At 66.2% G+C, this 20873-nt stretch carries 14 protein-coding genes, 3 rRNA genes and 1 riboswitch; of the genes, 3 read left to right on the forward strand and 14 right to left on the reverse strand.

Annotation, left to right across the window (positions count from 1 at the left end; all coding sequences use genetic code 11):
- The first annotated feature begins 363 nt into the window (after positions 1-363).
- Both QF032_RS07455 and QF032_RS07460 read left to right on the forward strand, forming a co-directional pair.
- Complete coding sequence (locus QF032_RS07455; RefSeq protein WP_306954064.1) at positions 364-759, forward strand: TOBE domain-containing protein; 396 nt, start codon at positions 364-366, stop codon at positions 757-759.
- Between the two features lie 63 nt (positions 760-822).
- Entirely contained in the window at positions 823-1242 is a 420-nt protein-coding gene (locus tag QF032_RS07460) for a TOBE domain-containing protein (protein ID WP_306954063.1), read from the forward strand.
- A 50-nt stretch (positions 1243-1292) separates the two neighbouring features.
- Here the strand turns inward: QF032_RS07460 and gcvP are convergent, their stop codons facing one another.
- Positions 1293-4178: an aminomethyl-transferring glycine dehydrogenase gene (gene gcvP / locus QF032_RS07465; RefSeq protein ID WP_307055497.1), complete on the reverse strand. Its 2886-nt coding sequence runs from the start codon at positions 4176-4178 to the stop codon at positions 1293-1295.
- A 182-nt stretch (positions 4179-4360) separates the two neighbouring features.
- Positions 4361-4456: riboswitch (glycine riboswitch) on the reverse strand.
- Between the two features lie 110 nt (positions 4457-4566).
- On the opposite strand from gcvP, the gene QF032_RS07470 reads away from it, so the two are divergent.
- On the forward strand, positions 4567-4938 hold the full coding sequence (locus QF032_RS07470) for a PRC-barrel domain-containing protein (protein ID WP_173985704.1): 372 nt from the start codon (positions 4567-4569) through the stop codon (positions 4936-4938).
- Positions 4939-4974: 36 nt separating this feature from the next.
- On the opposite strand, the gene QF032_RS07475 is transcribed toward QF032_RS07470, so the two are convergent.
- The 13 genes from QF032_RS07475 to QF032_RS07535 all read right to left on the reverse strand — a co-directional run bounded on the left by QF032_RS07475 (position 4975) and on the right by QF032_RS07535 (position 20369).
- Entirely contained in the window at positions 4975-6402 is a 1428-nt protein-coding gene (locus QF032_RS07475; protein WP_307055499.1) for a DNA polymerase IV, read from the reverse strand.
- A gap of 68 nt (positions 6403-6470) precedes the next feature.
- Entirely contained in the window at positions 6471-7154 is a 684-nt protein-coding gene (locus tag QF032_RS07480; protein WP_307055502.1) for a MerR family transcriptional regulator, read from the reverse strand.
- A gap of 248 nt (positions 7155-7402) precedes the next feature.
- Positions 7403-7876, reverse strand: a complete 474-nt coding sequence (locus QF032_RS07485; protein ID WP_004934251.1) for a bifunctional nuclease family protein — start codon at positions 7874-7876, stop codon at positions 7403-7405.
- A gap of 83 nt (positions 7877-7959) precedes the next feature.
- Positions 7960-8697, reverse strand: a complete 738-nt coding sequence (gene ftsR, locus QF032_RS07490; protein ID WP_307055504.1) for a transcriptional regulator FtsR — start codon at positions 8695-8697, stop codon at positions 7960-7962.
- 42 nt (positions 8698-8739) lie between these two features.
- Entirely contained in the window at positions 8740-9624 is an 885-nt protein-coding gene (locus QF032_RS07495) for an FHA domain-containing protein (RefSeq protein WP_307049961.1), read from the reverse strand.
- 82 nt (positions 9625-9706) lie between these two features.
- The gene (locus QF032_RS07500) at positions 9707-10540 is read right to left on the reverse strand and encodes a DUF881 domain-containing protein (protein ID WP_307049963.1); all 834 of its coding nucleotides are present in this window, start codon (positions 10538-10540) and stop codon (positions 9707-9709) included.
- Between the two features lie 5 nt (positions 10541-10545).
- Positions 10546-10878 (reverse strand): small basic family protein, encoded by a 333-nt coding sequence (locus QF032_RS07505; protein ID WP_030798533.1) that lies wholly within the window; start codon positions 10876-10878, stop codon positions 10546-10548.
- A complete protein-coding gene (locus QF032_RS07510) occupies positions 10875-11711 on the reverse strand; it encodes a DUF881 domain-containing protein (RefSeq protein WP_307049965.1) in 837 nt (278 codons plus the stop codon). Before QF032_RS07510 ends, QF032_RS07505 begins: the two co-directional genes overlap by 4 nt.
- A 166-nt stretch (positions 11712-11877) precedes the next feature.
- On the reverse strand, positions 11878-14373 hold the full coding sequence (locus QF032_RS07515; protein WP_306954052.1) for a mannose-1-phosphate guanyltransferase: 2496 nt from the start codon (positions 14371-14373) through the stop codon (positions 11878-11880).
- Positions 14374-14482: 109 nt separating this feature from the next.
- Positions 14483-15091 (reverse strand): CDP-alcohol phosphatidyltransferase family protein, encoded by a 609-nt coding sequence (locus tag QF032_RS07520; RefSeq protein WP_306954051.1) that lies wholly within the window; start codon positions 15089-15091, stop codon positions 14483-14485.
- A 109-nt stretch (positions 15092-15200) separates the two neighbouring features.
- Positions 15201-15317: ribosomal RNA gene (rrf, locus tag QF032_RS07525) — 5S ribosomal RNA — on the reverse strand.
- 90 nt (positions 15318-15407) lie between these two features.
- Positions 15408-18529: ribosomal RNA gene (locus tag QF032_RS07530) — 23S ribosomal RNA — on the reverse strand.
- 314 nt (positions 18530-18843) lie between these two features.
- A 16S ribosomal RNA gene (locus tag QF032_RS07535) occupies positions 18844-20369 on the reverse strand.
- Together the 16S, 23S and 5S rRNA genes form the textbook arrangement of a ribosomal RNA operon.
- Positions 20370-20873 lie beyond the last annotated feature (504 nt).

The raw sequence follows: 20873 nt of genomic DNA on the forward strand, positions 1-20873 counted from the left end.
CGACGGGTGGCAACCCCTTGAACACAGAGAATCCGGTGGCCTGTTCACGAAGGACCACTCGAGGAGGCTTCCAGCGGGAGCGAAACATTCGGATCAAGCGGCGAACGTTACGAAGTGGAGACCGACGCGACACCTTGGCCGAGATCAGCCTTCCCGGCACGGGGCGAGGGCCGGAAGGCCACGGCGGAAGCCGACCCCGACCGGATCCCCTCCGGCTCGCCACCCCGGACCGGGCGGGCAGTCAGGCACCGAGACACCGCGCCGCCGCGGCACCGACCGACGCCCGCCCCGTCATGCCGCCCGGCACCCGCCAGGCCGTCCCCCGCGGTCCGCCATGCCGCCTCCCGGCCCTATCGTGACCGCATGCAGAGCTACACGATCGGCCAGGCGGCACGACTGCTGGGCGTCAGCCCCGACACCGCGCGCCGCTGGGCGGACGCCGGCCGCGTGGCGACCCATCGCGACGAGACCGGACGACGCCTGGTGGACGGCAAGGCCCTCGCCGCCTTCTGCGTGGAACTCGCCCGATCTGACGGCACGGAGGACGAGACCCCCCACACCTCGGTCCGCAACGCCTTCCCCGGCATCGTCACCGCGATCAAACTGGGTGACGTGGCCGCCCAGGTGGAGATCCAGGCCGGCCCGCACCGCCTGGTCTCCCTGCTGACGCGGGAGGCGGTCGAGGAACTCGGACTCGAGGTCGGCATGGAGGCGACGGCCCGCGTGAAGTCGACAAACGTACACATCGACCGAGCGTGACCAGGGGCGGCACAAAGCGGTCATCCGCACCAAAAAACCCTTGGGGCCGTACCGTTGACGCCCATGACCTTGAGCATCCGCAACCAGCTTCCCGGCACCGTCACCGCAGTCCACCCCGGCCAGGTCATGGCCCTCGTGAAGATCCGCCTCGACGGCGGGCAGCACCTCACGGCGGCCATCACCCTGGAGGCCTCGGAGCAACTCGCCCTCGCACCCGGTGCCGCCGTCCACGCCCTGGTGAAGTCGACGGAGGTCTCTCTCTCCACCGGCCAGGTCGCCGGCCTCTCCATCCGCAACCGGTTGCCCGGCACGATCACCGGCCTCACCCTCGGCGCGGTCATGGCCGCCGTGCGGATCAGGGTGGACGACGGCGAACTCACCGCGGCCATCACCAGGGAGGCGGCCACCGACCTCGGTCTGTTCGTGGGCTCCGACGTCATCGCGCTGATCAAGTCGACCGAGGTGTCCCTGGCGACGGCGTAGAACGGCGAGGGGCCCCGTCCACGACGGACGGGGCCCACACGCGCTCCGGCTCAGTCCTCGTACGCGTCCAGCGGCGGGCACGAGCAGACGAGGTTGCGGTCGCCGAAGGCCTGGTCGACACGGCGCACCGGCGGCCAGTACTTGTCGGCGGCGGACACCCCGGCGGGGAAGACCGCCTCCTCACGCGCGTACGCGTGCGCCCACTCGCCGCCGAGCGCGGCCGCGGTGTGCGGGGCGCCGGCGAGCGGGTTGTCGTCGGCCGGCCACACGCCCGCGCCGACCTTCTCGATCTCCGCGCGAATCGCGATCATCGCGTCGCAGAACCGGTCGAGCTCGATCAGGTCCTCGGACTCGGTCGGCTCGATCATCAGCGTCCCCGCCACCGGGAACGACATCGTCGGCGCGTGGAAGCCGTAGTCGATGAGCCGCTTGGCCACGTCGTCCACCGTCACACCGGTCGCCCTGGTCAACGGCCGCAGGTCGATGATGCACTCGTGCGCCACCAACCCGCCCGGCCCGTTGTAGAGCACCGGGTAGTGCGGCTCCAGGCGCTTGGCGACGTAGTTGGCGCTCAGCACCGCCACCTGCGTGGCCCGCTTGAGGCCCTCACCGCCCATCAGCCGCACGTACGCCCAGGAGATCGGCAGGATGCCCGCGGAGCCCCACGGCGCCGCCGAGATCGGCCCCACGCCGGTCTCCGGCCCTGCGGCGGGCTGCAGCGGGTGGTTGGGCAGATACGGCGCCAGGTGCGACCGGACGGCCACCGGCCCGACGCCCGGGCCGCCACCGCCGTGCGGGATGCAGAACGTCTTGTGCAGGTTCAGGTGCGAGACGTCGCCGCCGAAGTGCCCCGGCTTGGCGAGCCCGACGAGCGCGTTGAGGTTGGCGCCGTCGACGTACACCTGCCCGCCGGCCTCGTGCACCTGCGCGCAGATGTCGGCGACGTGCTCCTCGAACACGCCGTGCGTGGACGGGTAGGTGATCATCAGCACCGACAGCTCGTCCCGGTACTGCTCGATCTTCGCCCGCAGGTCCTCGACGTCGATCTCGCCGTCCTCGGCGGTCTTCACGACGACGACCTTCATGCCGGCCATCACGGCGCTCGCCGCGTTCGTGCCGTGCGCGGAGGACGGGATGAGGCACACGGTGCGCTGCGCGTCGCCGTTGCCCCGGTGGTACCCGCGGACGGCGAGCAGCCCGGCCAGCTCCCCCTGCGACCCGGCGTTCGGCTGCAGGGACACCTTGTCGTACCCGGTGACCTCCGCGAGCCGCTCCTCGAGCTCCCGGATGAGCGTCAGGTAGCCCTGGGCCTGCTCGGCGGGGGCGAAGGGGTGCAGCTGCCCGAACTCGGGCCAGGTGACCGGCTCCATCTCGGTGGTGGCGTTGAGCTTCATGGTGCACGAGCCCAGCGGGATCATGCCCCGGTCGAGCGCGTAGTCCCGGTCGGCCAGCCTGCGCAGGTAGCGCAGCATCGCGGTCTCGGACCGGTGCCGCTGGAAGACGGGGTGGGTGAGGATGTCGTCGGTCCGCAGCAGTCCGGCGGGCAGGGCGTCCTCGACGGCCGCGTCGAGCGACTCGATGTCGCCGTCCACGCCGAAGGCCGCCCAGACCGCGGCGACCTGGGCACGCGCGGTGGTCTCGTCACAGGAGAGCGCCACCCGGTCGGCATCGACGAGGTGCAGGTTGACCCCGCGGTCCCGCGCGGCGGCGACGGCCTCGGCGGCCTTCCCGGGCACCCGCACGGTCAGCGTGTCGAAGTACGCCCCGTGCACCACCTCGACGCCCCCGGCCTCGAGCCCCGCGGCGATGATCGCGGCGTACCGGTGCGTGCGCCGGGCGATCGCGCGCAGCCCGTCGGGGCCGTGGTAGACCGCGTACATCCCGGCCATCACCGCCAGCAGCACCTGCGCCGTGCAGATGTTGCTCGTCGCCTTCTCGCGCCTGATGTGCTGCTCACGCGTCTGCAGTGCGAGCCGGTAGGCCTTGTTCCCGTCCGCGTCCACGGACACGCCCACGAGACGGCCGGGCAGGCTCCGCGCGAACTTCTCGTGCACCGCCATGTAGCCGGCGTGCGGCCCCCCGAAGCCCATCGGCACACCGAACCGCTGGGTGGTGCCGACCGCGATGTCCGCACCCAGCTCACCGGGCGACTTCAGCAGCGTCAGCGCGAGCAGGTCCGCGGCGACGGTGACGAGCGCGCCGAGCCCGTGCGCCTGGTCGATGAGCGCCTTCAGGTCCCGCACGGCGCCGGACGCACCGGGGTACTGGACGAGCACGCCGTTGATCTCGCGCTCCGCGATCTCCGCCGGAATGCCGCCGCTCAGATCGGCGACGACGACCTCGACGCCGGTCGGCTCGGCACGCGTCTCGATCACGGCGATGGTCTGCGGCAGCGCGTCCGCGTCGATGAGGAAGAGGCCCTTCTTGTTCTTCCCCATACGCCGTGACAGCGCCATCGCCTCGGCGGCCGCCGTGCCCTCGTCGAGCAGCGACGCGCCCGAGGTCGGCAGACCCGTCAGGTCGGCGACCATCGTCTGGAAGTTCAGCAGCGCCTCCAGCCGGCCCTGGGAGATCTCCGGCTGGTACGGCGTGTAGGCGGTGTACCAGGCCGGGTTCTCCATGACGTTGCGCAGGATGACGGGCGGCGTGAAGGTGCCGTAGTAGCCGAGGCCGATCATCGGGGCGAGCACCTGGTTGCGGTCGGCCAGCGAGCGCAGCTCGGCCAGCACCTCGGCCTCGGTGCGGGCGCCCGGCAGGTCCAGCGCGTCGGCGTTCTTGATCACGTCAGGGACCGCGGCGGCGGTGAGCTCGTCGAGCGAGCCGTAGCCGACGTGCGCGAGCATCTTGGCCATCGCCTCGTGGTCGGGCCCGATGTGGCGCTGCTCGAAGGGGATTCCCTGCTCGAGCTCGGAGAGCGGAATGCGGTGGGCGGTCATTACGGAGGCCTCCTGGTCTGACACGACCTTCGAGGGTCACCACGGCGGGTACCCGGACGGCCTCCCCCTCTGTCATCTCAACCTGAGAGCTTCACCGGCCGCCAGCGGACGACCGGCTTTCACCGTCGGTGAGAGCGGACACCGTCGACGCCGTCGGCACCCGCCCTGCTTTCCAGAGTGACCTCGTCCGTGCGGTACGTGAGCCTGAGAGATTCCGGGGAGGATTTGCTCCTTCGGCGCCTCCGGTGGTCTCCGGAGGACTCTCCCGCACGGGGTCAGCAGCCTTTGTCAGACTACCAGCGAGGTCAACGGGCCTCTCGAGTGGCCGCTCGCCCCGATGTGCTCTTTTGTAGTCCTTACGGACGAGCTGCGACCAAGAGGAGGGCCCGTGCAGACCGACATCGATCCGCGCAACCTGATCGGCCGCAAGGCGTTCGACCGCAACGGGGCGAAGATAGGCACCGTCGACGAGGTCTACCTCGACGACGCGACCGGTGTACCGGAGTGGGCCGCCATCCGCACGGGCCTGTTCTCCCGTGACGCCTTCGTCCCCCTGGAGCCCAGCGAGCTGGTCGAGGGGACCCTGCACATCCCGTTCGACCGCGCGCTGATCAAGGACGCCCCCGACTTCGGCGTGGGCCGCCATCTCTCCCCGGAGCAGGAACTCCAGCTCTACCACCACTACGGTCTGGACGTGGCGGCCCCTCCCCCGCTGCCCGACCACGATTTCGGCCGTCTGGCGGGCACGGACGAAAGCTGACTCCCGCAGCCGACAGCTCCTGAACCTCGGACAGCCTCACTCCGTGCCGCTGTCCGGCGCCACCGAGAGTTCCCGCGTGCCGCCCGCCGCCTCCGCCTCCTCGTCCTCTCCCGGTCTTCGCCGCACCAGCGGCAGCGGGTCCGCCGGAGCCAACCGCGGATCGTCGGTGCGGAACGTGCGCACCCGGCCCGGCTCCGACTCCGGCGTCTCGAACCGCACCGTGACCCGGCCCAGCCCACTGCCCTGCACCCACCCGTGTCCGAGCTCGGCATGCCGCACGTCGTGCCCCGGACGCCACTGATGCTCGGCGTGGACAGCGGCGTGGGCCGGCGCCGACTCCTCGGCGGCGGGCTCCTCCACGGGCCCGGCCGCGGACTCGTCCGCCCGCGCCTCCGCGGCCTGCGCGAACAGGTCCTCCTGCGTGAAGTCCGCCAGACCGCTGACGCCCACCCCGAGCAGCCGCACCCCGCCCGTGGTGTCGACGGAGTCCAGCAACCGGGCCGCCGCTTCCCTGATCACCGCCGGATCGTCCGTGGGCCCGCGCAGCGTCTCGGACCGGGTGAGCGTCGAGAAGTCGTAGCGGCGCACCTTCAGCACGATGGTCCGGCCCGACAGACCGGCCTCCCGGAGCCTGCGCACACACCGGTCCGCGAGCCGCTGGACCTCCAGCCCCACCCGGACCCGGTCGTGGATGTCCACGTCGTACGTGTCCTCGACCGAGACGGACTTGGTCTCCCGCTCGGCCACCACGGGCCGGTCGTCGCGTGCCAGCGCCATGGCGTGGAGGGCATGCCCGTGCGCCTTGCCCAGCAGCCGCACCAGCTCGTCCTCACCCGCCTCGGCGATCTCGTCGACCGTGGTGATCCCGGCCCGCCGCAGATGGTCCCCCGTGGCAGGGCCCACCCCCGGCAGCGTCCGCACCGGCATGGGCCCGAGCAGCTGCCGCTCGGTGCCCGGCTCGATGAGCACCAGGCCGTCGGGTTTCGCCTCCTCCGAGGCGATCTTCGCGAGCATCTTGCAGGAGGCCAGTCCCACCGAACCCGTGAGACCGGTGACGGCCCGTATGTCCGTGCGCAGTCTGACGCCGGCGAGCCGTGCGGAATCCCTGTCCCAGGCCGCCTCGCCCGCCTCCAGGTCCACGAAGGCCTCGTCCAGGCTCAGCGGCTCCACCAGCGGCGACAACGCCCTCAGCAGCGCCATGACCTGCTCGCTGATCGACCGGTAGAAGGCGAACCGGGGCACGAGGTAAGCGGCGTTCGGTGCCAGCCTGCGCGCCTGGGCCATCGGCATCGCCGAGTGGACCCCGAAGACCCGTGCCTCGTAGGAGGCCGTCGCGACCACACCGCGGGGCCCGAGGCCTCCCACGACCACGGCCTTCCCGCGCAGGCTCGGCTTGGATGCCTGCTCCGCCTGGGCGAAGAAGGCATCCATGTCGAGATGCAGGATCGTGGGCGCGTTTCTCACATGTCCGATGCTGCACCACACCACTGACAACGACGTCGTACGACCGCCCTCGCGCCCGGGAGGCCGCGTCAGACGGCCCGGTTGCGCCTGCGTGCCAGCTCGTCCGCCGGATTGGGCCCGACGAGCGTCTCGCCGGTGTCGACGCGCTCCCCGTGCAGCTGCGACAGCGCGCTCTCGACGTCCCGCCACACCACGCCCACGGCGATCCCGAAGACCCCCTGACCGCCCTGGAGCAGCGTGTGGACCTCGTCCGGCGAGGTGCACTCGTACACCGTCGCGCCGTCGCTCATCAGCGTCATCCGCTCCAGATCGCTGAACCCGCGCTCCCGCAGATGCTGCACGGCGCTGCGGATGTTCTGCAGCGACACCCCGGTGTCGAGGAACCTCTTGACGATCTTCAGGACGACGACGTCGCGGAAGCTGTAGAGACGCTGGCTGCCGGACCCGTGCGCGGGCCGCACGCTCGGCTCGACGAGCCCGGTGCGCGCCCAGTAGTCCAGCTGCCGGTAGGTGATGCCCGCCGCCGCACAGGCGGTCGGACCGCGATAGCCGATCTGCTCGGACGCCATGGACGTCGTCCCTCCGCTGCTCGGCACGGCCGCCGGTCGCTGCGGAGCGTGATCGGCCGCGCTGCTCTGCTGGGGATACCCCAAGCCCGAGCGCAGCCGAGAGCTTGGGGGAGGGTACGGACCGCTTCCCCCGACACCGAGTCCGGGGGCACCCCCAACCGCACCGTCGCCGCTGCTTCTCACGCCGACCTCCGTCCTAGACCTGCCTTCTCGACGGTAGGCAGTCGCCAGGGGTGCGTCAACGATCGCCACACTCGGCACGCCGAGTGATAATCACCCTAGGAGTGGTTTCCCGCACCTCACCGCGGGGAAAGGCTAGCCGAATGCGCTGAGAAGTAGCCGTAGGACGCTCTCAGTCGCCGCTGGCATTTGCCGAAGAGGGCGAGACGCCCCGCGCAGGTCGCCGCACGTGTGCGCCCCCGCTCGGGTCCCTACTGGTTGCTGGTGCCGAAGTCCTCAGGCGAGATCTGGTCGAGGAACTCGCGGAACTTCTCGACCTCGTCCTCCTGCTCGTCCGGGATGGCGATTCCCGCGTCGTCCAGCACCGTGTCGCTGCCGTAGATCGGCGTTCCGGTGCGCAGGGCCAGCGCTATGGCGTCGGACGGGCGCGCACTCACCTCGACGCCGCTGGCGAAGACCAGCTCCGCGTAGAAGACTCCCTCCCGCAGATCCGTGATGCGCACTTCGGTGAGCTCCTGGCCGACGGCTTCCAGCACGTCCTTGAACAGGTCGTGGGTCAGCGGTCGCGCCGGGGCCATGCCCTGCTGGGCGAAGGCGATGGCCGTCGCCTCCCCAGGTCCGATCCAGATGGGGAGGTAGCGGTCGCCTCCCACTTCGCGCAGCAGCACGATCGGTTGGTTGGAGGGCATCTCGACCCGGACACCTACGACATCGAGCTCGTTCACACAGCAACCCTAGGCCGTGCCCGGGACGTTTGGGTAGTCGGGCCGGGAACGGGCGACCGATCCGCCCCGGGCGAACCGCCCGCTCAGGGCAGGCGCACCCCGAGCGCGGTCTGCACCAACGCCGCGTGCAGCCGGACCGCGAGCCCGGCCAGTTCCTTCGTGCGGGCCTCCGCGTGCGCCCGGGTCTGCGGGTTGCGGTGCCGTCTGAGCGGTGCGACCACCTGGTCGACGAGACCGGCTTCACGGTCGGCCGCCGTCTTCATCACGCGCAGATGCCGCGGCTCGATCCCGTACCGCCCCAGCTCGGCGACGAGCGCCGCCACCGTGGCCGCCTCGGCGTCATAGACCCCGTCCTCGATCGGCACGACGAGCCCGTAGGACTCCCACTCCTCGAGCTCCCGCTCCCCGATGCCCGCGGCCGCCAGCAGCTCGGTCCTGCCGATCCGGGCGACCGTGGGCCCGTCCGACAGCTCCAGGGCGGGCTCTCCGTCCCGCTGCCGGCCCACGGTCGGCAGCGGTGCGGCCTCGCCGCGCTCCATGGCCTCCAGATGCTCACGGATGACCTTGAGGGGCAGATAGTGGTCCCTCTGCATCCTCAGGACGTGACCGAGGCGCTCCACGTCGCGCACGCTGAACTTGCGGTAGCCCGAAGGGGTCCGCTGGGGCTCGATGAGCCCTTCCGACTCCAGAAAACGGATCTTGGAGATCGTGACGTCCGGGAACTCGTCCCGCAGGGCGTTCAGCACGGTGCCGATGCTCATCAGCACACCGTCCGTGGCGGCGGTGCCGGCTCCGGCACCGCCCCTCGGTGTTTGCAGCATGGACCTTCCCTCGGATCCCCCCGGACGGAGCCCGGGGGCGGGTCAGTAACCCCGCTGGCTCGCGTAGAAGACCAGCCGGTACTTGCCGATCTGCACCTCGTCACCGTTCGACAGCGGGATCTCGTCGATCCGCTCCCGGTTGACGTAAGTACCGTTCAGACTGCCGACGTCCGCCACCTTGAACGTGCCGTCCGGGTTGCGACGGAACTCCACGTGGCGACGCGACACCGTCACGTCGTCGAGGAAGATGTCGCTCTGCGGATGGCGGCCGGCCGTGGTCAGGTCGCCGTCCAGGAGGAAACGGCTGCCCGAGTTCGGGCCACGACGCACCACCAGCAGCGCGGAGCCCACCGGCAGCGCGTCGACGGCGGCCTGCGCCTCGGGAGAGAGCGCCGGCAACTGCGTCTGCCCGGTGACCTCGGAGTCATAGGCTTCAAGACCGGAGATCGAGATCGTGGAGGTCGTCTCCGACGCACGCTCGGGCGTCAGCCCGGGACGCAGCGGCGCACCGCAGTTCGAGCAGAAGCGGCTGTTCTCCGCGTTGCGGTTACCGCACCTCGTACACACCAGGGCTGACATAGGGGAAAACCCTCCACCCGTACTCGAGGTTGACGGTTGGCCGAAACCTATGCCGCCGGACTGCGCAGGGTCAACAGACGCCGCGCCCTGACCTCCGGGAACGTCACCGCCCGAACCAGCCACCTGGTCCCTGAACAGCGGTCGCTGACCCTCTGCGTCAGGCTGCGCGCGATGACGGGCGGTCGCGTTGTCGCCACCCTCACGCGGGCTCTTGCCGAACAACTTCGCAAACAACTTCACGGGCGATTCCCCTTGACCGAAACAGACCCGCCCGTGGGGCAGGACGAACCCTGACTGAATACACCGGCCGACCCGGACACCTTCACAACGTCCGTGCCCACCAGACAGTTTCCACCACGCACCACCCGATCGGTGCGTCGACCCCCCGCAACCTCATGCCCCTGCCGGACGCCCCCCATGCGCCCCCCGCTCACGGCGCCGACGACCGAGCGTAGTCAGGCCGCTTCGCCTCTCGCAAGGCGTCCACAACGATCTTGTCCGATCGCTCCACGACCACGGTGGCCTGCTCCTTTTCGAGGGTCTGGACGACGCCTCCGGGGATGTTCAGCGCCGGCTCGAGGTCCTGCGGGTTGCCGATGACCTTGAAACGGTAGGGCGCGTTGATCTTGTTCCCGTCGACGCTCACGCCCCCACCGGACTCCGTCAGGAAGGTGCCGGCAACGACCCGCACACCGTTCACCTGGATCGCCTCGGCACCCGCCGCGCGCAGCTCCTGGATCGCGTCGAGCAACATGTCCGCCTCGACCGCTCCCTTCGTGTCCTCGATGGTCATGGTGATGCCGGGTCCCTGAGCAGCGACCGTGCCCGCCAGAATGCCGAGTTGCCTCTCCTTCTCGACCGTCTGCTTGCGGGCCTCCTCAGCCTGGTCGGAGCTGTTCTCCAGCTCCTGCTGCTGCTTCTCGAGCCCTTGCTTCTCGTCCTCAAGACGCTGACTGCGGTCGTCGAGTTCATCGAGGATGCGTACAAGATCTTCCTGACGCGCACCACGCAGCGCGTTTCCGCTGTCGCTGTTGGAAGCGACCTGCACGGCCAGGCCGAAGCCCAGACCGAACAGCAGCAGGGCCACGATGAGTTGGGCCCGCGTGACCCGAGGCGGCCAAAGTCCCTCCACCAGCCGCCGGCGGCCGTTGGACGTGGTCTCGGCCGGCTCCCGGGCCGGTCCGTCCCCGGACGACGTCACGGGGACCTCGTCGGGCAGTTCCTTGCGCAGCCGGTTCTCGGGCGTCTCGTCCCCGTCGCTCATCGCCGTCACGCCCGGAAAACGTGCCGGCGGATCGCCGCGGCATTGGAGAAGATGCGGATGCCGAGAACGACGACGACACCCGTCGACAGCTGCGATCCCACGCCCAACTCGTCTCCCAGGAAGACGATCAGCGCGGCGACCACCACGTTCGACAGGAACGACACCACGAACACCTTGTCGTCGAAGATGCCGTCCAGCATGGCCCGCAGCCCGCCGAACACGGCGTCCAGCGCCGCCACCACGGCGATCGGCAGATAGGGGACGACGGCTGCCGGAATCTCGGGCTGGACCAACAGGCCGGCCACGACTCCCACGACGAGACCCAGTACGGCGATCACGATGTGCCCTTCTCAGTGCTCGGCTGTGCTGTGCGTACGATCACGCTCGGTGCGGCGGGCAGCCGGAGGTCGCTCGCCACGGAGATGGCCGTCCGGACGCCGTAGTTCTCCTGCAGGGCGTTGAGATACAGCCCGTCCGCGCTGTTCTGGAACCTGGTGCTGAGCTTTTTCCCGTCCCCCACCGCGAGCACGGTGTACGGCGGCACCAGCGGCTTGTTGTCCACCAGTATCGCGTCACCCGCGGCCCTGATCGCGGAGAGCGCCGTCAGCCGCTGGCCGTTGATCGACACGGCTTCGGCGCCCGAGGCCCACAGTCCGTTGACCACCCGCTGCATGTCACGGTCGCGGACCCTCCCGGTGTCGGAGAACCCGGAGGTCTCGCGCGGGTCGCCGTCGCCGCCGGTGCTCGCTTCCTTGGCGTCGTCCACGACGAGCTTCACGCCCGGCCCGTGCACCGCGACGGCGCCCGACAGCAGTCCGGCCAGGTCCGCCTGATCGCTCCCGCCGCTCTGCTTGAGCACCTCCTGCTGCCGGGCGCTCACATCGCTGCGCAGTTTGTCGACGGTGCTCTCCAGCTCCTCGGCCGCCTCCGTCTCGCGGTCGATGCGGTCGATCAGCTCCTCGCGCTCCTTGGCGACGACCGGAGCCGCGACCCGCGCCTGGGCCGCGCCGACGGTGACCACCAGGGCCGCGAGCACCAGCCCCGCGGCCAGCCCGAGCTTCGCCCGTACCGTCCTGGGCAGGCCTCCGGACCCGTCGGCCTGCTTGCGGACGGCGGCCTCGGCATAACCGTCGTCGAGGCTGTGGTCCATGACGTTGGTGAGCAGCGACATGGACGCGTCCGGACGCGACGCGCGCGCGGGTGTGCTCCGAACGGGGGGCGGCTGCGGCATGCCGCACATCGTCGCACGTCATGCCCAGTACCTCCGAATGGCCCCACCGGCGTGCCGGACAGGCCCCCTCGGGGACACGTGTCCGGCACGCAGGCGTGCGCGCGGTTCAGCGCCCTGCGCTGTCCACGACCGCCGACCACTCGTCGAGCAGTGCCTGCGCGGACGCGTCGTCCGGCCCCTCCGCCCACAGATGTGTGACGGCCTCGGCGGGGTCGGGCAGCACCATCACCCAGCGCCCGTCCGTCTCCACCACCCGAACGCCGTCGGTGGTGTCCACGAAGCGATCTCCGGCCGCCTCGACGACCCGCCGCATCACCAGTCCCTTGACGGCCCACGGGGTCGCCAGATCCCGCTTCAGGACGTGCGCCCGCGGAATCCGCGCGTCGATCTGGCTGAGGGTGAGCTGCGTGCGGGCCACCAGCCCGATCAGCCGCACGAAGGCCGCCGTGCCGTCGAAGACGCTGTTGAACTCGGGGACGATGAACCCGCCCTTGCCGTCCCCTCCGAAGATGGTCGACTCGTCCTGACCCACGCGGGTGAGATCGTCGGGCGACGTCGTCGTCCACTCGACCTGCGTCCCGTGGTACGCCGCCACCTGCTCGGCGATCCTCGTCGTGGTCACGGGCAGGGCGACCCGTCCGCTGCGACGCTCGGCGGCGACCAGGTCGAGCAGCACGAGGAGCGCCCGGTCGTCCTCGATGATCCGGCCCTTCTCGTCCACGAGGGAGAGCCGCTCGCCCACCGGGTCGAACCGCACACCGAACGCGGCCCGGGACGACGCCACGATCTCGCCGAGCCGCACCAGCCCGGAGCGCCGCTGATCGCCCGTCTCCGTGGGCCGCGCCTCGTTCAGACCGGGGTTGATCGTCAGCGAATCGACCCCGAGCTTTCCGAGCAGGCTCGGCAGAACGAGGCCGGCGCTGCCGTTGGAGGCGTCGACGACGACTTTCAGCCCCGCCTCGGCGATGCCGGTAGTGTCCACGTTCCGCAGCAGCGATCCGGTGTAAGCGTCGAAGACGCTGGCCGGGAAGTACAGGTCCCCGATCTCTCCCGGGAAGGCCCGCCGGTACTCCTGCCGTGCGAAGACCCGGTCCAGCTTGCGCTGACTGCCCTGCGACAGGTCGGCGCCCTGTCCGTCGAAGAACATGATGTCCACCGAGTCCGGTACCCCGGGCGAGGTCCGGATCATGATTCCGCCGGCACTCCCCCGCGCGGTCTGCTGCCGTGCGACGGGCAGCGGTACGTTCTCCAGGTCCCGTACGTCGATGGCACTGGCCTGCAGCGCGGAGATGACGGCCCGCTTCAGCGCACGGGCGCCTCGGGAGTGATCCCGGGCCGTGGTGACCGTGGATCCCTTCTTCAGCGTCGTGGCATAGGCGCCGGCGAGACGCACGGCGAGTTCGGGCGTGATCTCGACGTTCAGAATTCCGGACACCCCGCGGGCGCCGAACAGGTGTGCCTGCCCCCGCGACTCCCAGATCACCGACGTGTTGACGAACGCGCCGGCTTCGATGGTCTTGAAGGGATAGACCCGCACATTTCCCTGAACGATCGATTCTTCACCGATCAGGCATTCGTCGCCGATGACAGCGCCGTCCTCGATCCGGGCGGCACGCATGATGTCGGTGTTCTTCCCGACGACGCAGCCACGCAGATTGCTGTGCTGCCCGACGTAGACGTTGTCGTGCACGACGGCCTTGTGCAGAAAGGCCCCGCTCTTCACGACGACGTTCGATCCGATCACGGTGTGCTCACGAATTTCGGCGCCGGCCTCGACCTTCGCGTAGTCCCCGATGTAGAGGGGACCGCGGAGCACGGCGTCGGGATGCACCTCGGCGCCTTCGGCGACCCAGACGCCGGGCGAGATCTCGAAACCGTCGATCTCGACGTCGACCTTGCCCTCGAGCACATCGGCCTGGGCCTTCACGTAGCTCTCGTGCGTGCCCACGTCCTCCCAGTAACCCTCGGCGATGAAGCCGTAGACCGGCTTGCCCTCCTTCATCAACTGCGGGAAGACATCACCGGACCAGTCGACGGGAACATCGGCCTCCACGTAGTCGAAGACCTCGGGCTCCATGACATAGATGCCCGTGTTCACGGTGTCGGAGAAAACCTGACCCCAGGTCGGCTTCTCCAGGAAGCGTTCGACCTTGCCCTCTTCATCGACGATGGTGATGCCGAATTCCAGCGGATTGGGCACACGCGTCAGACAGACCGTGACGAGCGCTCCCTTTTCCTTGTGGAAGTTGATCAGCTCGGTCAGGTCGAAGTCAGTGAGGGCGTCACCGGAAATGACGAGGAAGGCGTCGTCCTTCAACGCCTCCTCTGCGTTCTTGACGCTTCCGGCGGTACCGAGTGGCTTCTCCTCGTTGGCATAGCTGAGCTCCATTCCGAGCTCTTCGCCGTCACCGAAGTAGTTCTTGACCAGCGATGCCAGGAACTGGACAGTAACGACGGTCTCATTGAGCCCATGCCTTTTGAGCAGCCTCAGTACGTGCTCCATGATCGGCCGGTTGGCCACCGGCAGGAGCGGCTTGGGCATGCTCGAGGTCATAGGGCGAAGGCGCGTGCCTTCGCCTCCGGCCATCACGACGGCCTTCATGTCGGAAGCGTCCTCCTAAAAGAGATGACGGTCTAGCCGACTTCGCTCATCCAGATTGTCCCGCACTTTTCCACCGCGGGCCAACGAGCCACTGGTCCAATCGGCGAGGTCAGCCGGCCAAGGTGTCCGCTCGAACCAGGCGGCGGACCTGCACCACATAGAGGACTCCTGCCCACCAATACAGCGTTGTACCCCATCCGGCGAACGCCCATCCGAAAATAGCACCAAGTGACGCCAACCACCCGCTTCCGTCACTCAGCAGAAGCAGTGGGAAGGCGTACATCAGGTTGAAGGTGGCCGCCTTGCCCAGGAAGTTCACCTGCGGCGGCGGATAGCCGTGCCGACGGAGGATCCCCACCATCACCAGCAGAACCAGCTCACGCAAAAGCAGTACAGCGGTCAACCACAGCGGCAGGATCTCCCGCCAGGTGAGTCCGACCAGTGTCGACAGAATGTAGAGCCGGTCCGCCGCGGGGTCGAGGAGCCGGCCGAGGCTGCTGATCTGGCCCCAACGCCGCGCGAGCTTGCCGTCCAGATAGTCGCTGACCCCACTGAAGGCAAGCACGAGGAGCGCCCAGCCGTCGCTCTGCGGACCTCCGAACTCGGGCCTCAGGATCAGCCACAGAAACAGCGGCACGCCGACGAGGCGGGCCATGCTGAGGATGTTGGGGATGGTGAGGACCCGGTCTGTCTGGACACGGGTCTCCTGGACCTCCACCCGGGGGCCTCCAGTAGGAAATGAGCCGACGATTCCCCCTGACCCTACCCCAACGCAAAAAAGCTCTGGCTCTCGGGCTGTGTGCCCAAGAGCCAGAGCTCTAAAAGGAGTTCGGCGGTGTCCTACTCTCCCACAGGGTCCCCCCTGCAGTACCATCGGCGCTGTAAGGCTTAGCTTCCGGGTTCGGAATGTAACCGGGCGTTTCCCTCACGCTATGACCACCGAAACACTATGAAACTGTCCAGCCGCACCACACCGTGACCATGGCATGGGGCTGTTCGTGGTTTCAGAACCAACACAGTGGACGCGAGCAACTGAGGACAAGCCCTCGGCCTATTAGTACCAGTCAGCTTCACCCATTACTGGGCTTCCACATCCGGCCTATCAACCCAGTCGTCTACTGGGAGCCTTACCCCATCAAGTGGGTGGGAATACTCATCTCGAAGCAGGCTTCCCGCTTAGATGCTTTCAGCGGTTATCCCTCCCGAACGTAGCCAACCAGCCATGCCCTTGGCAGAACAACTGGCACACCAGAGGTTCGTCCGTCCCGGTCCTCTCGTACTAGGGACAGCCCTTCTCAATATTCCTGCGCGCGCAGCGGATAGGGACCGAACTGTCTCACGACGTTCTAAACCCAGCTCGCGTACCGCTTTAATGGGCGAACAGCCCAACCCTTGGGACCGACTCCAGCCCCAGGATGCGACGAGCCGACATCGAGGTGCCAAACCATCCCGTCGATATGGACTCTTGGGGAAGATCAGCCTGTTATCCCCGGGGTACCTTTTATCCGTTGAGCGACGGCGCTTCCACAAGCCACCGCCGGATCACTAGTCCCGACTTTCGTCCCTGCTCGACCCGTCGGTCTCACAGTCAAGCTCCCTTGTGCACTTACACTCAACACCTGATTGCCAACCAGGCTGAGGGAACCTTTGGGCGCCTCCGTTACTCTTTAGGAGGCAACCGCCCCAGTTAAACTACCCATCAGACACTGTCCCTGATCCGGATCACGGACCCAGGTTAGACATCCAGCACGACCAGACTGGTATTTCAACGACGACTCCACTCGAACTGGCGTCCAAGCTTCACAGTCTCCCAGCTATCCTACACAAGCCGAACCGAACACCAATATCAAACTGTAGTAAAGGTCCCGGGGTCTTTCCGTCCTGCTGCGCGAAACGAGCATCTTTACTCGTAGTGCAATTTCACCGGGCCTATGGTTGAGACAGTCGAGAAGTCGTTACGCCATTCGTGCAGGTCGGAACTTACCCGACAAGGAATTTCGCTACCTTAGGATGGTTATAGTTACCACCGCCGTTTACTGGCGCTTAAGTTCTCAGCTTCGCCACCCCGAAGAGTGACTAACCGGTCCCCTTAACGTTCCAGCACCGGGCAGGCGTCAGTCCGTATACATCGCCTTACGGCTTCGCACGGACCTGTGTTTTTAGTAAACAGTCGCTTCTCGCTGGTCTCTGCGGCCACCCCCAGCTCGAGGAGCAAGTCCTCTCACCAAGCGTGGCCCCCCTTCTCCCGAAGTTACGGGGGCATTTTGCCGAGTTCCTTAACCATAGTTCACCCGAACGCCTCGGTATTCTCTACCTGACCACCTGAGTCGGTTTAGGGTACGGGCCGCCATGAAACTCGCTAGAGGCTTTTCTCGACAGCATAGGATCATCCACTTCGCCACAATCGGCTCGGCATCAGGTCTCAGCCTTAATGTGTGACGGATTTGCCTATCACACGGCCTACACCCTTACCCCGGGACAACCACCGCCCGGGATGGACTACCTTCCTGCGTCACCCCATCACTCACCTACTGCAAGTCTGGTCCGTCGGCTCCACCACTTTCCATTCCCCGAAGGGTCCGGAACGGCTTCACGGACTTAGCATCGCCTGGTTCGATGTTTGACGCTTCACAGCGGGTACCGGAATATCAACCGGTTATCCATCGACTACGCCTGTCGGCCTCGCCTTAGGTCCCGACTTACCCTGGGCAGATCAGCTTGACCCAGGAACCCTTAGTCAATCGGCGCACACGTTTCTCACGTGTGAATCGCTACTCATGCCTGCATTCTCACTCGTGAACCGTCCACAACTACCTTCCGGTGCTGCTTCACCCGGCACACGACGCTCCCCTACCCATCACGATCCCCGTTGGGGGTATATATCGCAATGACACGACTTCGGCGGTACGCTTGAGCCCCGCTACATTGTCGGCGCGGAATCACTAGACCAGTGAGCTATTACGCACTCTTTCAAGGGTGGCTGCTTCTAAGCCAACCTCCTGGTTGTCTCTGCGACTCCACATCCTTTCCCACTTAGCGTACGCTTAGGGGCCTTAGTCGATGCTCTGGGCTGTTTCCCTCTCGACCATGGAGCTTATCCCCCACAGTCTCACTGCCGCGCTCTCACTTACCGGCATTCGGAGTTTGGCTAAGGTCAGTAACCCGGTAGGGCCCATCGCCTATCCAGTGCTCTACCTCCGGCAAGAAACACACGACGCTGCACCTAAATGCATTTCGGGGAGAACCAGCTATCACGGAGTTTGATTGGCCTTTCACCCCTAACCACAGGTCATCCCCCAGGTTTTCAACCCTGGTGGGTTCGGTCCTCCACGAAGTCTTACCTCCGCTTCAACCTGCCCATGGCTAGATCACTCCGCTTCGGGTCTTGAGCGTGCTACTGAAACGCCCTGTTCGGACTCGCTTTCGCTACGGCTACCCCACTCGGGTTAACCTCGCAACACACCGCAAACTCGCAGGCTCATTCTTCAAAAGGCACGCAGTCACGAGGCAAGCACAAGTGCTTGCCCGACGCTCCCACGGCTTGTAGGCACACGGTTTCAGGTACTATTTCACTCCGCTCCCGCGGTACTTTTCACCATTCCCTCACGGTACTATCCGCTATCGGTCACCAGGGAATATTTAGGCTTAGCGGGTGGTCCCGCCAGATTCACACGGGATTTCTCGGGCCCCGTGCTACTTGGGTGTCTCTCAAACGAGCCGTTGATGTTTCGACTACGGGGGTCTTACCCTCTACGCCGGACCTTTCGCATGTCCTTCGCCTACATCAACGGTTTCTGACTCGCCTCACAGCCGGCAGACTGTGAAAGAGAGATCCCACAACCCCGAATGCGCAACCCCTGCCGGGTCTCACACGCATACGGTTTGGCCTCATCCGGTTTCGCTCGCCACTACTCCCGGAATCACGGTTGTTTTCTCTTCCTGCGGGTACTGAGATGTTTCACTTCCCCGCGTTCCCTCCACATACCCTATGTGTTCAGGTATGGGTGACAGCCCATGACGACTGCCGGGTTTCCCCATTCGGAAACCCCCGGATCAAAGCCTGGTTGACGGCTCCCCGGGGACTATCGTGGCCTCCCACGTCCTTCATCGGTTCCTGGTGCCAAGGCATCCACCGTGCGCCCTTAAAAACTTGGCCACAGATGCTCGCGTCCACTGTGCAGTTCTCAAACAACGACCAGCCACCCATCACCCCCAACCTGAGCTGGAGTTCACTGGGGCCGGCATCAGAAGGGCAAGCGCATAACGCTCGCACCCTCAGACACCCAACAGCGTGCCCGGCACCCCCGCCACTCGTGATCAGCTTTCCACGCTCCGAAGAGCAGTACTTGCAGCCCGAGATGACTGAGAATGCCGAATAATCAACGTTCCACCCATGAGCAACCAGCACCGGACGTTCGCCGATGAACTGGCCTCTGGACAACCTTGCGGTCGCCTAGAAGTGCTCCTTAGAAAGGAGGTGATCCAGCCGCACCTTCCGGTACGGCTACCTTGTTACGACTTCGTCCCAATCGCCAGTCCCACCTTCGACAGCTCCCTCCCACAAGGGGTTGGGCCACCGGCTTCGGGTGTTACCGACTTTCGTGACGTGACGGGCGGTGTGTACAAGGCCCGGGAACGTATTCACCGCAGCAATGCTGATCTGCGATTACTAGCAACTCCGACTTCATGGGGTCGAGTTGCAGACCCCAATCCGAACTGAGACCGGCTTTTTGAGATTCGCTCCACCTCACGGTTTCGCAGCTCTTTGTACCGGCCATTGTAGCACGTGTGCAGCCCAAGACATAAGGGGCATGATGACTTGACGTCGTCCCCACCTTCCTCCGAGTTGACCCCGGCAGTCTCCTGTGAGTCCCCATCACCCCGAAGGGCATGCTGGCAACACAGAACAAGGGTTGCGCTCGTTGCGGGACTTAACCCAACATCTCACGACACGAGCTGACGACAGCCATGCACCACCTGTACACCGACCACAAGGGGGCGACCATCTCTGGCCGTTTCCGGTGTATGTCAAGCCTTGGTAAGGTTCTTCGCGTTGCGTCGAATTAAGCCACATGCTCCGCTGCTTGTGCGGGCCCCCGTCAATTCCTTTGAGTTTTAGCCTTGCGGCCGTACTCCCCAGGCGGGGAACTTAATGCGTTAGCTGCGGCACCGACGACGTGGAATGTCGCCAACACCTAGTTCCCACCGTTTACGGCGTGGACTACCAGGGTATCTAATCCTGTTCGCTCCCCACGCTTTCGCTCCTCAGCGTCAGTAATGGCCCAGAGATCCGCCTTCGCCACCGGTGTTCCTCCTGATATCTGCGCATTTCACCGCTACACCAGGAATTCCGATCTCCCCTACCACACTCTAGTCTGCCCGTATCGAATGCAGACCCGGGGTTAAGCCCCGGGCTTTCACATCCGACGCGACAGACCGCCTACGAGCTCTTTACGCCCAATAATTCCGGACAACGCTTGCGCCCTACGTATTACCGCGGCTGCTGGCACGTAGTTAGCCGGCGCTTCTTCTGCAGGTACCGTCACTTTCGCTTCTTCCCTGCTGAAAGAGGTTTACAACCCGAAGGCCGTCATCCCTCACGCGGCGTCGCTGCATCAGGCTTTCGCCCATTGTGCAATATTCCCCACTGCTGCCTCCCGTAGGAGTCTGGGCCGTGTCTCAGTCCCAGTGTGGCCGGTCGCCCTCTCAGGCCGGCTACCCGTCGTCGCCTTGGTGAGCCATTACCTCACCAACAAGCTGATAGGCCGCGGGCTCATCCTTCACCGCCGGAGCTTTCAACCCCTACAGATGCCTGCAGAAGTGATATCCGGTATTAGACCCCGTTTCCAGGGCTTGTCCCAGAGTGAAGGGCAGATTGCCCACGTGTTACTCACCCGTTCGCCACTAATCCCCACCGAAGTGGTTCATCGTTCGACTTGCATGTGTTAAGCACGCCGCCAGCGTTCGTCCTGAGCCAGGATCAAACTCTCCGTGAATGTTTTCCCGTGATCGGGATCGCACACACGAGAGCGGAACGTCGAGCGGAATAAGCTCGGCGTTCACAACGTCCTCGCTGTGTTTGTTTCAAAGGAACCTCATCCTCGGCTATCACTGCCGGGGACGGGGTATCAACATATCTGGCGTTGATTTTTGGCACGCTGTTGAGTTCTCAAGGAACGGACGCTTCCTTCGTACTCACCCTCTCGGGCTTTCCTCCGGGCAGTTTCCCTTCGGTCTTGCGTTTCCGACTCTATCAGGGTTTTTCCGGCTCTCCGACCACTCTTCCGCAGGCATGCGAAAGAAGATCCAGAGAAGGGATCTGACAAGTTGGATGCTGCTCGGGAAGCGTGCTTGATCGCGTCGCTCACCCTCAGGCAGGAGTACGACTGTACACGCGGTCCCAGAGGGGCTGCAAATCGACTAGGCTAGTGGTCTAGACCACGGATCGGGAGCTCTCGTGCGGAACAGGTACTTCCTATGACATACGCTGCTCCAGAGTG

It is taken from the genome of Streptomyces achromogenes (assembly GCF_030816715.1).
Classification (GTDB): Bacteria; Actinomycetota; Actinomycetes; order Streptomycetales; family Streptomycetaceae; genus Streptomyces; species Streptomyces achromogenes_A.